This window comes from Pleomorphomonas carboxyditropha, from assembly GCF_002770725.1.
Classification (GTDB): domain Bacteria; phylum Pseudomonadota; class Alphaproteobacteria; order Rhizobiales; family Pleomorphomonadaceae; genus Pleomorphomonas; species Pleomorphomonas carboxyditropha.
In genome coordinates this window covers 441,738-455,411 of the sequence record NZ_NQVN01000002.1, presented here as the reverse complement: position 1 = coordinate 455,411, position 13,674 = coordinate 441,738, and the positions used below count along the sequence as shown (strand labels likewise).

At 67.4% G+C, this 13,674-nt stretch carries 15 protein-coding genes; 12 read left to right on the top strand and 3 right to left on the bottom strand.

The window, feature by feature from the left end; genetic code table 11:
* The first annotated feature begins 16 nt into the window (after window positions 1–16).
* The 6 genes from xsc (at window position 17) to CJ014_RS06520 (ending at window position 5,619) form a co-directional block, all read left to right on the top strand.
* Window positions 17–1,786: a sulfoacetaldehyde acetyltransferase gene (gene xsc / locus CJ014_RS06540; RefSeq protein WP_100079722.1), complete on the top strand. Its 1,770-nt coding sequence runs from the start codon at window positions 17–19 to the stop codon at window positions 1,784–1,786.
* A 158-nt stretch (window positions 1,787–1,944) separates the two neighbouring features.
* The gene (tauA, locus tag CJ014_RS06535) at window positions 1,945–2,964 is read left to right on the top strand and encodes a taurine ABC transporter substrate-binding protein (RefSeq protein ID WP_100079721.1); all 1,020 of its coding nucleotides are present in this window, start codon (window positions 1,945–1,947) and stop codon (window positions 2,962–2,964) included.
* 79 nt (window positions 2,965–3,043) lie between these two features.
* Window positions 3,044–3,823 (top strand): taurine ABC transporter ATP-binding protein, encoded by a 780-nt coding sequence (locus CJ014_RS06530; protein ID WP_100079720.1) that lies wholly within the window; start codon window positions 3,044–3,046, stop codon window positions 3,821–3,823.
* Window positions 3,824–3,825: 2 nt separating this feature from the next.
* Entirely contained in the window at window positions 3,826–4,656 is an 831-nt protein-coding gene (locus CJ014_RS06525; protein ID WP_100079719.1) for an ABC transporter permease subunit, read from the top strand.
* Between the two features lie 166 nt (window positions 4,657–4,822).
* Complete coding sequence (locus tag CJ014_RS27785; RefSeq protein WP_165790773.1) at window positions 4,823–4,987, top strand: hypothetical protein; 165 nt, start codon at window positions 4,823–4,825, stop codon at window positions 4,985–4,987.
* 56 nt (window positions 4,988–5,043) lie between these two features.
* A complete protein-coding gene (locus tag CJ014_RS06520; protein ID WP_100079852.1) occupies window positions 5,044–5,619 on the top strand; it encodes a helix-turn-helix domain-containing protein in 576 nt (191 codons plus the stop codon).
* A 65-nt stretch (window positions 5,620–5,684) separates the two neighbouring features.
* Here CJ014_RS06520 and CJ014_RS06515 read toward each other — a convergent pair whose 3' ends face one another.
* Together CJ014_RS06515 and CJ014_RS27500 are read right to left on the bottom strand one after the other, a co-directional pair.
* Complete coding sequence (locus tag CJ014_RS06515) at window positions 5,685–6,053, bottom strand: hypothetical protein (protein ID WP_207765683.1); 369 nt, start codon at window positions 6,051–6,053, stop codon at window positions 5,685–5,687.
* A gap of 54 nt (window positions 6,054–6,107) precedes the next feature.
* The gene (locus CJ014_RS27500; RefSeq protein WP_133121813.1) at window positions 6,108–6,521 is read right to left on the bottom strand and encodes a hypothetical protein; all 414 of its coding nucleotides are present in this window, start codon (window positions 6,519–6,521) and stop codon (window positions 6,108–6,110) included.
* On the opposite strand from CJ014_RS27500, the gene CJ014_RS06510 reads away from it, so the two are divergent.
* From CJ014_RS06510 to CJ014_RS06485, 6 genes are all read left to right on the top strand, one after another.
* Complete coding sequence (locus CJ014_RS06510) at window positions 6,480–7,253, top strand: amino acid ABC transporter substrate-binding protein (protein WP_100079718.1); 774 nt, start codon at window positions 6,480–6,482, stop codon at window positions 7,251–7,253. The genes CJ014_RS27500 and CJ014_RS06510 overlap by 42 nt on opposite strands.
* 125 nt (window positions 7,254–7,378) lie before the next feature.
* Window positions 7,379–8,059 carry an amino acid ABC transporter permease gene (locus CJ014_RS06505; RefSeq protein ID WP_100079717.1) on the top strand — a complete coding sequence of 227 codons (681 nt, stop codon included), beginning with the start codon at window positions 7,379–7,381 and terminating at the stop codon, window positions 8,057–8,059.
* Complete coding sequence (locus CJ014_RS06500) at window positions 8,056–8,817, top strand: amino acid ABC transporter ATP-binding protein (RefSeq protein WP_100079716.1); 762 nt, start codon at window positions 8,056–8,058, stop codon at window positions 8,815–8,817. The genes CJ014_RS06505 and CJ014_RS06500 overlap by 4 nt, the downstream gene beginning before the upstream one ends.
* Before the next feature lie 188 nt (window positions 8,818–9,005).
* Window positions 9,006–9,812 (top strand): ABC transporter substrate-binding protein, encoded by an 807-nt coding sequence (locus CJ014_RS06495; RefSeq protein ID WP_100079715.1) that lies wholly within the window; start codon window positions 9,006–9,008, stop codon window positions 9,810–9,812.
* Window positions 9,813–9,951: 139 nt separating this feature from the next.
* On the top strand, window positions 9,952–10,671 hold the full coding sequence (locus tag CJ014_RS06490) for an amino acid ABC transporter permease (protein WP_245427139.1): 720 nt from the start codon (window positions 9,952–9,954) through the stop codon (window positions 10,669–10,671).
* Window positions 10,668–11,339, top strand: coding sequence for an amino acid ABC transporter permease (locus tag CJ014_RS06485; RefSeq protein ID WP_100079714.1), 672 nt, complete (start codon window positions 10,668–10,670; stop codon window positions 11,337–11,339). The genes CJ014_RS06490 and CJ014_RS06485 overlap by 4 nt, the downstream gene beginning before the upstream one ends.
* Before the next feature lie 25 nt (window positions 11,340–11,364).
* Here CJ014_RS06485 and CJ014_RS06480 read toward each other — a convergent pair whose 3' ends face one another.
* Complete coding sequence (locus CJ014_RS06480; RefSeq protein ID WP_100079713.1) at window positions 11,365–13,668, bottom strand: molybdopterin-dependent oxidoreductase; 2,304 nt, start codon at window positions 13,666–13,668, stop codon at window positions 11,365–11,367.
* Window positions 13,669–13,674: the final 6 nt, after the last annotated feature.

Sequence of the window (13,674 nt, the reverse complement as noted above, 5' to 3'; positions counted from 1 at the left end):
CGGGGGACAGTTCAAAATGCGGATGACCACCGAGGAAGCCTTCGTCAAAGTCCTGCAGCGGCACGGCATCCGCCATGCCTTCGGCATCATCGGCTCGGCCTTCATGCCGATCTCCGACCTGTTCCCCAAGGCCGGCATCACCTTCTGGGACGTGGCGCACGAGGGCTCGGGCGGCATGATGGCCGACGGCTACAGCCGCGCCACCGGCAAGGTGTCGCTGGTGATCGCCCAGAACGGCCCCGGCGTCACCAACCTCGTCACCGCCGTGAAGACCGCCTACTGGAACCATACGCCGCTTCTGGTCGTCACGCCGCAGTCGGCCAACCGGACGCTCGGCCAGGGCGGCTTCCAGGAAGTGCCGCAGATGGCCCTGTTCCAGGACATCGTCGCCTATCAGGAGGAGGTGCGCGACCCCTCGCGCGTCGCCGAGGTGCTCAACCGGGTGATCCAGCAGGCAAGGCGCGCCTCGGCGCCGGCCCAGATCAACATTCCGCGCGACATCTTCACCCAGGTGATCGATATCGAACTGCCGCCGATCATCGAGATCGAGCGGCCGGCCGGCGGCGACCAGGCCATCGCCAGGGCGGCCGAGCTCTTGTCGAACGCCCGCTTCCCGGTGATCCTCAACGGCGCCGGCGTGGTGCTGGCCGGGGCGATCGCCGACAGCGTCGCGCTGGCCGAGACGCTCGATGCGCCGGTGGCCTGCGGCTACCAGCACAACGACGCCTTTCCCGGCAGCCATCCCCTCGCCCTCGGCCCGCTCGGCTACAACGGCTCCAAGGCGGCGATGCAGATCATCGCCAAGGCGGACGTCATCCTGGCGCTCGGCACCCGCCTCAATCCCTTCTCGACGCTGCCCGGCTACGGCATCGACTACTGGCCGAAGGATGCCGCCGTCATCCAGGTGGACATCAATCCCAACCGCATCGGCCTGACCAAGCCGATCGCCGTCGGCATCGTCGGCGACGCCGGCAAGGTGGCGCGGGCGCTCGCCGGCAAGGTGACCCCGCGCTTGACCCCGGCCGAACGGCAGGAGCGGCGCGGCCTCGTCGCCGCCACCCGCTCGGCCTGGGCGCAGGAACTAACCTCGCTCGACCACGAGGACGACGATCCCGGCACCAGTTGGAACGCCCGGGCGCGCGCCGCCAAGCCCGACTGGCTCAGCCCCCGCAAGGCGTGGCGGGCCATTCAGGCCGCCCTGCCGCGCGAGGCGATCATCTCCTCGGACATCGGCAACAACTGCGCCATCGGCAACGCCTATCCCTCCTTCGAGGACGGCCGGAAATATCTGTCGCCGGGCCTGTTCGGCCCCTGCGGCTACGGCCTGCCGGCGATCGTCGGCGCCAAGATCGGCCGGCCCGACCTGCCGGTGGTCGGCTTTTCGGGCGACGGCGCCTTCGGCATCGCCGTCAACGAACTGACGGCCATCGGCCGCTCCGAATGGCCGGCCATCACCCAGATCGTCTTCCGCAACTACCAATGGGGCGCCGAGAAGCGCAACTCGACGCTTTGGTACGACGACAACTTCGTCGGCACCGAACTCGATCCCGAGGTGTCCTACGCCGGCATCGCCCGCGCCTGCGGCCTCAACGGCGTCGTCGCCCGCACCGCCGAGGAGCTGACCGAGCTGTTGCGGCAGGCGATCGTCGACCAGTTGCAGCACAACAAGACGACGCTGATCGAGGCGCTGATCAACCAGGAACTGGGCGAGCCCTTCCGGCGTGACGCGATGAAGAAACCGGCGGTGATCGCCGGCATCGACCCCGCCGATACCGTCGATGCCTGAGACGGCAGGATTTCGGCTGCCCGGCGGCGGACGGAATTCTATTTTACCGGCCGGCTGATCTTGGCATGACGTTTCTTCCGGGGCCCGATAACCGCCTGTAGCTTAGCAATATTTTCGAGAGGCCCCGATCCGGCGCCTTCTACCTCAGGGAGATATCGATGACGCCTGTTGCCCATTTCACGACCCGGATCGGCAAGGCGGCCGTTTTCGCCGCCTTCGTGGCGACGGGGCTTTCCGCCGTCGCCTCGGCCAGGGCCGAGACCACGCTCAACATCGGCTGGCAGCAGATCGTCGAGCCGTCGCGCGTGCCGCAGGCCGACGGCGCCTATGAGAAGGCGACCGGCGCCACCATCAACTGGCAGAAGTTCGACGGCGGCGCCGACGTCATCGCCGCCATCGCCGCCGGCTCGCTCGACATCGGCTACGTCGGCTCGTCGCCGCTGACCGCCGCCGCCAGCCGCGAGGTGCCGATCGAGACCATCTTCGTCGTCGGCCTGATCGGCCCGTCGGAGGCGCTGGCCGCCAAGGGCGTCGACAAGCCGGAGGATCTCGTCGGCAAGAAGATCGCCACGCCCTTCGTCTCCACCGCCCACTACAGCCTGCTGACAGCGCTGAAGCACTGGAACATCGATCCCAAGTCGCTGGAGATCCTCAACCTCAGGCCGCCGGAAATCGCCGCCGCCTGGGAGCGCGGCGACATCGACGGCGCCTATGTCTGGGACCCGGTGCTGGCCGAGATCAAGAAGACCGGCAAGGTGGTCGCCACCTCCAGCGACGTCGCCGAGTGGGGCGGCCCGACCTTCGACGCCTGGATCGTCCGCAAGGAATATGCCGAGCAGCATCCGGACGTGGTCAAGGCCTTCGTCAAGGTGACCGGCGACGCCTACGCTTCCTATCGTGCCGATCCCGCGAAGTGGGACGCCAAGTCGCCGGAGGCGGAGAAGATCGCCCGCCTTACCGGCGCCAAGCAGGAGGAGGTTCCCGAACTCTTGACCGGCTACTATTTCCCGACGCTCGAGGAGCAGCCCGGCGAAGCGCTGCTCGGCGGCGGCACCGCCAAGGCCGTGGCCGCCACCGCCGCCTTCCTCAAGGAGCAGGGCAAGATCCCCGAGGTGCTCGCCGATTATTCGCCCTACGTCTCCGACCGCTGGGTGAAGGACGTCGTCGCGTCGAAGTGATCCGGCCGCCGGCCCGTATGAAGGACTGCCCGTCCGCCCCTCCCCGGCGGACGGGTTTCGTTGCGAGAAGAGACGTCCGGTGTACAAGCTCCATATCGACAAGGTTACCTTCGCCTATGGATCGCCGCCTTCGGCGCCGGTGCTCGCCGACATCGATCTGTCGATCGGCAGCGACGAATTCGTCGCCGTGGTCGGCCGGTCGGGCTCGGGCAAAACCAGCCTGCTCAGCCTCGCCGCCGGCTTTCTGAAGCCGACGGCCGGCCGCGTTCACATCGACGGCCGCACCGTCGAGGGGCCGAGCGCCGAGCGGGCCGTGGTGTTCCAGGACGACGCGCTGTTCCCCTGGCTGACGGCGCGGCAGAACGTCGGCTTCGCATTGAAGCTGCGCGGCGTGCCGAAGCCCGAGCGCGACCGCCGGGTCAACGAGCTGCTTGCCCACGTCGACCTCGCCGCCTCCGGCGACAAGGCGATCTGGGAGCTGTCCGGCGGCATGCGCCAGCGGGTCGGCATCGCCCGGGCGCTGGCCGCCGATCCGGAATTCCTGCTGATGGACGAGCCGCTCGGCGCGCTCGACGCGCTGACGCGCGAGCGGATGCAGGAGTTCCTGCTGCATCTCTGGCAGGATAGCGGCGCCGGCGTCCTGCTGATCACCCACGGCATCGAGGAAGCCCTGTTCCTGGCGACGCGCGTCGTCGTTCTGGCGCCCGATCCCGGCCGGGTGGTGGCCGACATCGCCGTCGACTTCGGCCGCCGCTTTCTCAGGGGCGACACATCGCGCGCCATCAAGTCCGACCCCGCCTTCGTCGCCACCCGCGAGCGGCTGCGCGACCTGATCGAGTTGCAGGATTTCGAGGTCTAGGCATGAGCACGACCAACGACATCGTCCTTGACCGCAAGCCGGAGGCACCGGCCGCCGCCGCGCCGGGGTTCGACTGGGTCCGCCTCGTTCCACTGGCGACGGTGATCGCCATCCTCACGCTCTGGTGGTTCGCCTCGACGCGGGGCTGGGTGTCGCGGGTGTTCCTGCCCTCCCCGCTCGCCGTCCTCAACAGCGCCTATCAGGTGACCGTCTCCGGCTTTGCCGATTCGACGCTGTTGCAGCATCTTCTGGCCAGCCTCGGCCGGGTGTTCGGGGCGCTTGCCGCTTCGATCGTCGTCGCGGTGCCGATCGGCGCCATCATCGCGTCGTCGCGCATCGGTCGCGGCATCTTCGATCCCGTGGTCGAGTTCCTGCGTCCCCTGCCGCCGCTCGCCTACCTGCCGCTGATCATCATCTGGTTCGGCATCGGCGAGGCGTCGAAGGTGCTGGTGATCGCGCTGGCCATGGCGCCGCCGATCATCATCGCCACGGCGGCCGGCGTCCGGTCGGTATCGCGCGACCGGCTCAACGCCGCCCGCTCGCTGGGCGCGACGCGGCTGCAGCTCCTCCGCTTCGTGGTGCTGCCGAGCGCGCTGCCCTCGATCGTCACCGGCATCCGCATCGCGCTCGGCGCCGGCTGGTCGACGCTGGTCGCCGCCGAGCTGGTGGCGGCGAGCCGCGGCCTCGGCTTCATGATCCAGTCGGCCGCCACCTTCCTGGGCACCGACGTGGTCATTCTCGGCATCGCGGTGATCGGCATCGTGGCCATCCTGTTCGAGCTCCTGATGCGGGCGCTGGAGAAGCGCTTCGTGCCGTGGTCGACGCATCTCTGAGCCGGGGCATGGCCCGGCGGAATGCCTTTCCGGCTCCGGCCCGGCCGGCGCGGGCTTTTTCCCCCGAAGCCGGCAAAAGGGAGAATGGGCGCGCTTGAGGAAGCGGGCGGACGGGCCTAGCCTTCCGGGTGTCCGAAAGGCCCATCTCGCCAAGCAGGGAACCATCATGTCGGCACAAACTGCGAAAGTCGTCGATCTCGCGGAATTCCGTCTCGCTCGCGCCGCTGCCGGCCGTGACGAGATGTGCCGCACGACGGCGTCCTCGCCGCTGCCGCCGATGGTCTGGGTTCCGGTGTGGACCTATGTCCCGGTTCTCGGTTTCGGCCGCTGACCATGAGCCTGCGCGTCGTGTCCGACGCCCCCGCCGACGAACCGACCAAAACGGACATGGCGGAAGATATTCCGGCCATCGTCGGCAGCAATCTCCGCAAGCTCCGCACGCGACGCGGCCATTCGCTGGAACGCCTCGCCAAGCTTTCCGGCGTCAGCCGGGCCATGCTCGGCCAGATCGAGACGGGCAAGAGCGCCCCGACCATTTCCGTGTTGTGGAAGATCGCCACGGCGCTCGACGTGTCCTTCGCGACGCTGCTCGCCAACGAGACCGAGCGCGGCGTCACCGTGCTGTCGCGGGCCAAGGCGAAGGTGCTGACTTCGTCGGAAGGGCGGTTCCAGTCGCGAGCCCTGTTCCCCTTCGACGGCGAGCGCAAGGTCGAATTCTACGAACTCAGGATCGCCGGCCTGCACCGCGAGGTCGCCGCCGCGCACCAGCAGGGCACGGTGGAAAACCTCGTCGTGTCGAGCGGCACCGTCGAGATCATCGCCGGCGACGAGCCGGCGCGCGTGCTGTCGGAGGGCGACGCCATCGTGTTCGACGCCGACGTGCCGCATTCCTACCGCAACCTCGGTACCGCCGAGGCGGTCCTCTATCTCGTCATGACCTATGTCGAGGAAGTGCGCGTCTGACCGCATAACGAAAAGGGCCGCGGACTTTCGTCCGCAGCCCCTGAAAATTTCGTGGCGACGCGCGCTCAGGCCATCATCGTGCCGCACATCATCGGCATGCCGCCGCACATCATCATCATGGGCATGCCGCCCTGCATCATGGCCATCATGCGCTTGCAGCAGTCCATGAACATGTCCATGCTGGCGTCGTCCATCGGCATCATCTCGCACGTCATGCCGTTCTTGGTCATCTTGCAGGTCATCTTGGCCATCATGACCGGCATCATCTGCGGCATCATGCCACCCATCATCGGGTTCATCATGCCGCCCATCATCGGCATGCCCATCATCGGCATCATGCCGTTCATCATTGGCATCATCTGGGGCATCATGCCGCCCATCATCGGCATCTGCATCATGGGCATCATCGGCTGCATGTTCATGGCGGTGTTCATCTCACTGTCTCCCGTCGGACGCGGGTAACGTCCGTCAATCTCGATGACGTTGGGCTAACGCCGGCAGACATCCGCCTCAACAGGAAAGCCGCGACGGCGAGACGATTGCTCCGCAACATTGGATGGATCGCCGCCGAACCGCTCGCCGGCATCCGCAATGGCGGAGATGCCTCCGCCATTGCGGAAATAGCCCGTCGCCCCATCGCGGGTGGATGGTGCCCGCGATCCATCCGGCGCCGGATTCGCCCGCCTATCGCCGGCCGGCGCGACCCGGAGGGCGACGATCGTTGTCTCCCGTCGGTCGCCTTTGGAAAAAAATTCCACATCGCCGCGAAATTTCGCCCATTTCCTGCCCATACCGCCAGCAGGATTGATGCGAGGATAGGCAATCGGAATGATTTTCCTCACATCCGGGGCTTTAAGACGATGAAATCTGTTCGACTCTGGGCGGCTGTCGCCGCTGTTCATCTGGCGTTTGCCGGTGCCGCCGTGGCCGCCGACGACCTCGCCGCCGTCAAGGCGGCCGGCGTGCTGCGCATCGGCACCGAAGGCACCTACGCGCCCTTCACCTACCACGACGAGAGCGGCAAGCTGGTCGGCTTCGACGTCGAGATCGGCGAGGCGGTGGCCGAGAAGCTGGGCGTCAAGCCGGAGTTCATCGAGGGCAAGTGGGACGGCCTGATCGCCGGTCTCGACGCCAACCGCTACGACACCGTCATCAACCAGGTCGGCATCACCGACAAGCGCAAGGAGAAATACGACTTCTCCAAGCCCTATATCGTCTCCAAGGCGGTGCTGATCGTCCGTGCCGACGACGAGGACATCAAGGGCTTCGCCGATCTCAAGGGCAAGAAGTCGGCGCAGACGCTGACCAGCAACTTCGGCGCGCTGGCCACCGAGTCGGGGGCCGAACTGGTCGGCACCAACGGCTTCGACGAATCGATCCAGCTCGTGCTGACCCGGCGCGCCGACGCCACCATCAACGACAGCCTGTCCTTCCTGGACTTCAAGAAGCACAAGCCCGACGCGCCGTTGAAGATCGCCGCCCAGAAGGAGGACGCCGACGCCTCCGGCATCATCGTCCGCAAGGGCCAGGCGGAGCTGGTCGCCGCCATCGACAAGGCGCTCGACGACATCAAGGCCGACGGCACCTACCAGAAGATCGCCGACAAGTATTTCGGTCAGGACGTGTCGAAATAATCCGTCCCGCCGATCAAGGTCACATGACGGCGTTGCGTTTTCCGTCGCGATCGTCCTGAATCCGCCGGGGTGGCAGGCGCCTGCCGCCCCGGCGTTGCCGTGCCCACATCCCGAGGAGTTCCGAGGTGCCGTCCTGGCTTCATCTCATGGCGGAGTCGCTGCCCTCCCTGCTCTGGGCCGGGCTCGTCTTCACCATCCCGCTCACCCTTCTGTCGTTCGCCTTCGGCTTGGTGCTCGGCCTCATAACGGCGCTGGTGCGCCTTTTCGGGCCGCTGCCGTTCGCCCTGATCGCCCGCTTCTTCGTCTGGGTGTTCCGCGGCACGCCGCTGCTGGTGCAACTGTTCGTGATCTTCTACGGCCTGCCGAGCCTCGGCATCTATCTCGACGCCTTTCCGGCGGCGCTGATAGGATTCACGCTCAACGTCGGCGCCTACGGCTCGGAAACCATCCGCGCGGTGATCTCCGCCGTGCCCAAGGGACAATGGGAGGCGGCCTATTCGATCGGCATGAGCTGGCGGCAGTGCCTCACCCGCACCATCCTGCCGCAGGCCACCAAGATCGCCGTGCCGCCGCTGTCCAACAGCTTCATCTCGCTGGTCAAGGACACCTCGCTCGCCGCCGCCATCACCGTGCCCGAGCTGTTCCAGGCCGCCCAGCGCATCGTCGCCACCACCTACGAGCCGCTGATCCTCTATATCGAGGCGGCGCTCATCTACCTGGCGCTGAGCTCGGTGCTGTCGCATCTGCAACAGCGGCTCGAGCACCGCTTCGGCCGCTACGGCGGCAGCCTGGAGGCGAACCCGTGATCGAGCTCAGGAACATCGTCAAGCGCTTCGGCGACACCACCGTGCTCGCCGACATCAACGTCGCCATCGCCGAAGGCACGGTGACGGCGCTGGTCGGCCCGTCGGGCGGCGGCAAGAGCACGCTGCTGCGCTGCATCAACCTCCTGGAGATCCCCACCTCCGGCACGCTGGTTCTCGGCGGCGAGAGCCTGACCTTCCGGCCGGGCCACCGGCCGGGCTGGCCGGCCATCCAGGCCATCCGCCGCCAGACCGGCATGGTGTTCCAGAACTTCCAGCTGTTTCCCCACCGAACGGCCATCGAGAACGTCATGGAGGGGCCGCTGACGGTGCTGAAATGGCCGAGGGACAAGGCGCGGCAGCGGGCCGCCGAGTTGCTCGACAAGGTCGGCCTGTCGCACAAGGCCGATGCCTGGCCGGCGACGCTGTCGGGCGGCCAGCAACAGCGCGTCGCCATCGCCCGGGCGCTCGCCATGTCGCCGCGCGTGCTGCTCTGCGACGAGCCGACCTCCGCCCTCGATCCGGAACTGGCGCTCGAGGTGGTCGACGTGCTGAGCCGGCTGGCCGCCGAGGGCACCACCATGGTGATCGCCACCCACGACCTCCGCCTCGCGTCCCGCATCGCCAGGAACGTGGTGTTCCTGGAGGCGAGCGTCGTCGTTGAGACCGGGCCGGCGCGGCAGATCTTCACCGAGCCGGCGCAGGAGCGCACGAGGCGCTTCGTGTCGTCGATCACCGCTCCCCACGTCTACGATATCTAGGAATATCGATCGAAAGGCGGCCGCCCGCCGCCGGGCCCAATGCGGCAAACGAGTTTAAATTTCCCCGTTAGATTAGCATGTTATGTCTCCATTTTAGGCGACATGCGTTTAATTTATGCCGTAATCGCTTTGGCAGTGATCACATCCTGAGCGTGTTGGTTATATTTTCATCGACCGGAGTCGCTTCGATGCGCAGATTTGTAATTTTGGCCCTCGCGTCCTTCCTGGCAGCCGGCGCTGCTCACGCCGACCGCCTGGACGACATCAAGCAGGCGGGCGTCCTGCGCGTCGCCGCTTTCGACAGCAATCCGCCGTTCGGATACGTCGATCCCGACAGCAAGCAGATCGTCGGCCTCGACGTCGACTACGCCAAGGAAATCGCCGACAAGATCGGCGTCAAGCTCGAGCTGCGGCCGACCAATCCGGCCAACCGCATCCCGCTGCTGGTGTCCGGCAAGGTCGACCTGGTGCTGGCCAACTTCACCATCACCGAGGAGCGGGCCAAGCAGCTCGATTTCTCCATTCCCTATTTCTCCTCCGGCCAGCAGTTCATCGCCAAGAAGGGCACGCTGTCCTCGCCCGACCAGCTCAACGGGCTGCGCATCGGCGCCGACAAGGGCACGACCAACGAGATCGTGCTGCGCCGCGACTTCCCGGGCGCGACGGTGGTGTCGTTCGACGACACGCCGTTCGCCTTCGCCGCGCTGCGCAACGGCAACGTCCAGGCGATCACCCAGGACGGTCCCAAGCTGGTCGGCCTCTTGGCCAACGTTCCGGACAAGGAGAACTACGAGATCCCGCCGTTCACCATCTCCAACGACTACATCGGCGTCGGCATTCCCAAGGGCGAGAAGCGCCTCGTCGACCTGGTGAACGAGACGCTGCTGCAGCTCGAGGCGAACGGCAAGGCCGCCGCTATCTACGACGCCTGGTTCGGCCCCGACACCACCCAGCCGCTGCCGCGCCTGTTCAAGATCGGCGACAAGCAGCAGTAAATGGCTACAGACCGGCGGAAACGGGCCATCGGCGCTCCGCCGGCATCAAAGCTGGACAAAACGCCACGCGGGACTTTTTTCCGCGTGGCGTTTGCGCGATCGGGTGAGTAGGACAAAAATGAGCATATTCGGAGAGCCGATGGCGCCGCGTTATCTGCTCTGGCTGATCCAGGGCTTCGGCGTGACCGTCGGCCTGTCGATTGCCGTCTGCGTTGCCGCCACCGGCTTCGGCGTCTCGGTGTGCGGCATGCGGATGAGCCGGTACGCGCCGCTCAGGGCGGCCGCCGCGGCCTATATCAGCGCCATCCGCAACACGCCGCTCTTGGTTCAACTGTTCTTCTGGTATTTCGGCGCGGCGGCGCTCTTGCCGCAGGGGCTGGTCGGCTGGCTGAACACGCCGCATACGCTCGACCTCGGCCCGGGGCGCCTGAGCTGGCCGGCCTTCGAGACCCTGGCCGGCTTCTTCGGCCTGACGCTCTATGCCGGCGCCTACATCGCCGAGGAATTCCGCGCCGGCATCAACGGCGTCGACAACGGACAGTACGAGACGGCGCGGTCGCTCGGCATGCGGCCGCGCCTCATCTACTGGCTGGTGGTGCTGCCGCAGGCGCTGCGCATCGCCTGGCTGCCGGTGGTCGGCCAATATCTCAACACGATCAAGAACACCTCGCTGACCATGGCGATCGGCCTCGCCGAGCTGTCCTACGCCTCGCGGCAGGTGGAGACCGAAACCTTCCTGACCTTCCAGGCTTTCGGCATAGCGACGGTGCTCTATCTCGTGGCGGTGATCGTCACCGAGGCCGCCGGCCTGGCGGTGGCACGCAGCGGCCGCTTCGCCTGGGCGAACAAGCGCTCATGAACATTTCCGTCATTTTCGACAATCTCGACTACCTGCTGCTCGGCGCCTGGCCGAACGGCCCGATCGGCGGCCTGGCGCTGACCGTCATCATCTCGGCGCTGTCGGCCGTGGCCTCCGCCCTGCTCGGGCTCGTCTTCGGCATCGCGCTGGCGCTGAGCCGCGGCGGCGCGCGCAGCCTGCTCGTCGTCGTGCTCGGCTTCTTCCGCGCCATCCCCGTGATCATGCTGATCTTCTGGAGCTATTTCCTGCTGCCGATGCTGTTCGGCATCTCGGTGCCGGAAATCGGCACGGTGGTGGTCGCCCTGTCGCTGATCAGCGGCGCCTATCTGTCCTATTCGGTGGCGGCCGGCATAAACGGCATCGACATGGGCCAGTGGGAGGCCGGCTACGCCCTCGGCCTCCGGCGGTACCAGTTGCTGCGGCTCGTCGTCCTGCCGCAGGCCTTGCGCGTCATGGCGCCGTCCTTCGTCAATCAGTGGACCACGCTGATCAAGGACACCTCGCTCGCCTATGTGATCGGCGTGCCGGAACTGTCGTTCGTCGCCACCCAGGTCAACAACCGGGTGATGGTCTATCCGATGGAGATCTTCCTGTTCATCGGCGCCCTGTACTGGGTGCTGTGCGCCAGCTTCGACAAGCTGGCCGGGCGGCTGGCGCGCAAGCGATAAGTCCGCGTCCCTCCCGAGAGGCGCCTTATGGCGTTCCGTCGTGCCTGGGTACGATCGGCGGCGGACCATCGATCGCGAGGCCGGGAAGGGACTTTTCCCACTTGCCGACCGTCACCAGCGCCGTGTGCGCGATATTGCCCTGCGCGAGGCCCGAGGTGCCCTTGTCGATGGTCAGCGTATTGGCATTGCCGTGCACGTCGATCAGCGCGCCGTCGATCTCCTGCGGGTCGTACCAGGCGCCAGTCCCCATCCAGGCGACGTCCTCGCGAATGCCCTCGTCGACGACCACGCCGGCCAGCGCCCTGCCGCGGTCGTTCGACAGCAGCACGATATCCCCGGCCGTGACGCCGAGCCGCCGGGCGGTCGCCGGATGCAGATAGACCGGCTCGCGGCCGTCGATCTTGGTCGCCCGGGCGACCGGGCCGTTGTCCATCTGGCCATGCAGGCGGGTGATCGACTGGCCCGAGACGAGGTGCAGGCGGTTGCCGGCGTCCTTGGCTCCAAGCCATTCGGCCGGTTCGATCCACACCGGATGGCCGGGACAGTCGGCGAGGCCGAAGCCGGCGATCACCTCGCTATGGAGCTCGATGCGGCCGCTCGGCGTCGCCAGCGGATTACCCTCGGGGTCGGCGACGAAGGCGCCGAACTGGATCGCCTCTGCCGAGGGATCGGGCCGGTCGAAACGCCCGGCGGCGCGGAAGGCATCGAATTGCGGCAGCTCGACGCCGTGCTGGCCGGCGACGGTGCTCGCCTCGTCCCAGAGCCGGCGCAGCCAGCCGGCCTCGTCGAGACCTTCGGTGAAGGCTTCGGCAACGCCGAAGCGCTCGGCCAGTCCCCGGAAGATGGCGTGATCGTCGCGCGCCTCGCCGATCGGCGCCAGCACCCTGTCCATGAACACCAGCGAACCGTCGCGGCGGTTGAGCATGATGTCCCGACGCTCGAGCGGCGAGGTGGCGGGAAAGACGATGTCGGCGCGGCGGGCGGTCGGCGTCCACCAGATGTCGTTGACGATCACCGTCTCCGGCCGCTTCCAGGCTTCGGCGAGGCGGTTGAGATCCTGATGGGCGTGGAAGGGATTGCCGCCCGTCCAGTAGACGAGGCGGATGTCGGGGTAGACGAGCGTCTCGCCGTTGTAGGCGCAACCGCCGGCCGGCTCGAGCAGCAGGTCGGCGATGCGGGCCACCGGGATGCGGTCGGCCACCGGATTGCGGCCCTGCGGCAGCGACGGCCAGGGCAACGGCCGGATGGGGCGGCCGACGGGCGTCGTCGAGCCGTAGCCGAAGCCGAAACCGCCGCCCTTGCTGCCGATCCGTCCCAGCATGGCGGCAAGGGCGAGGCCCATCCAGAGCGGCTGCTCGCCGTGGTCGGCGCGCTGGATGCCCCAGGCGAGCGAGATCATGGTGGTGCGGCCGGCCATCTCCCGCGCCAGAGCCCGGATGCGGCCGGCGTCGACGCCGGTGATCGCTGCCGCCCAGTCGGCGGACTTCGGCACTCCGTCGGCCGCCCCGGTCAGATAGGCTTCGAGGCGCGGCCAGCCATGGGTGTAGCGGTCGAGGAAGGCGCGGTTCACCAGGCCCTCCTCGATCAGCACGTGGGCGAGGCCCATCATCAGCGCCGTGTCGGTGTTGGGGCGCGGCGCGATCCACTCGGCTTCGAGTTCTTTGGGAACATCGGCCCGGCGCGGCGAAATGTTGACGATGCGGGCGCCCGCCCGGTGGATGCGGGCGAGCCAGCCCTCCACCTCGTGGCCGGTGGTGCCGCTCGACATCACCTGCGCCGTGCGGCCGGAGATACCGCCGAAGCAGAGCAGCAGTTCGGTATTGCCCTCGAGCAGCGACCAGGAGGTCATGCGGTCCTGGAACAGGGCGTTGCTCATGCCGGTGACGTGGGGCAGCAGCACCTCGCCGGCCGCATGCGAATAGGTATCGACCGAGCGCGTGTAGCCGCCGATCAGATTCAGGAAGCGCCGGAGCTGCGACTGGGCATGGTGAAAGCGGCCGGCGCTGGCCCAGCCGTAGGAGCCGCCGAAGATCGCCCTGTTGCCATGGGCGTCGATGACGCGGCGAAGTTCGCCGGCGGCAAGGTCGAGCGCCTCGTCCCACGGCAGCTCGACGAAGCCGTCGCGGCCGGTACGATTGCGGTCGCGCCTTTCCAGCCAGGCGCGGCGCACCGACGGACGGCGGATGCGCGTTGCCTCGTCGCGCACCGCGCCGAGCCAGCCGCGGCCGATCACCGAGGGCTGCGGATCGTCGGCGAGCGGCGCCAGCCCGACGTCATCCGCCTCGCCGGTAATGGTATAGGTTCCCCAGTGAGCGGCGGTGTAACGCATGTCGTT

Excerpts from the sequence above, each read along its gene's own strand:
- xsc (WP_100079722.1), top strand. The coding sequence starts at position 17 with ATGCGGATGACCACCGAGGAAGCCTTCGTCAAAGTCCTGCAGCGGCAC.
- tauA (WP_100079721.1), top strand. The coding sequence starts at position 1,945 with ATGACGCCTGTTGCCCATTTCACGACCCGGATCGGCAAGGCGGCCGTT.
- CJ014_RS06525 (WP_100079719.1), top strand. The coding sequence starts at position 3,826 with ATGAGCACGACCAACGACATCGTCCTTGACCGCAAGCCGGAGGCACCG.
- CJ014_RS27785 (WP_165790773.1), top strand. The coding sequence starts at position 4,823 with ATGTCGGCACAAACTGCGAAAGTCGTCGATCTCGCGGAATTCCGTCTC.
- CJ014_RS06520 (WP_100079852.1), top strand. The coding sequence starts at position 5,044 with ATGGCGGAAGATATTCCGGCCATCGTCGGCAGCAATCTCCGCAAGCTC.
- CJ014_RS06515 (WP_207765683.1), bottom strand. The coding sequence starts at position 6,053 with ATGAACACCGCCATGAACATGCAGCCGATGATGCCCATGATGCAGATG.
- CJ014_RS06510 (WP_100079718.1), top strand. The coding sequence starts at position 6,480 with ATGAAATCTGTTCGACTCTGGGCGGCTGTCGCCGCTGTTCATCTGGCG.
- CJ014_RS27500 (WP_133121813.1), bottom strand. The coding sequence starts at position 6,521 with ATGAACAGCGGCGACAGCCGCCCAGAGTCGAACAGATTTCATCGTCTT.
- CJ014_RS06495 (WP_100079715.1), top strand. The coding sequence starts at position 9,006 with ATGCGCAGATTTGTAATTTTGGCCCTCGCGTCCTTCCTGGCAGCCGGC.
- CJ014_RS06490 (WP_245427139.1), top strand. The coding sequence starts at position 9,952 with ATGGCGCCGCGTTATCTGCTCTGGCTGATCCAGGGCTTCGGCGTGACC.
- CJ014_RS06485 (WP_100079714.1), top strand. The coding sequence starts at position 10,668 with ATGAACATTTCCGTCATTTTCGACAATCTCGACTACCTGCTGCTCGGC.
- CJ014_RS06480 (WP_100079713.1), bottom strand. The coding sequence starts at position 13,668 with ATGCGTTACACCGCCGCTCACTGGGGAACCTATACCATTACCGGCGAG.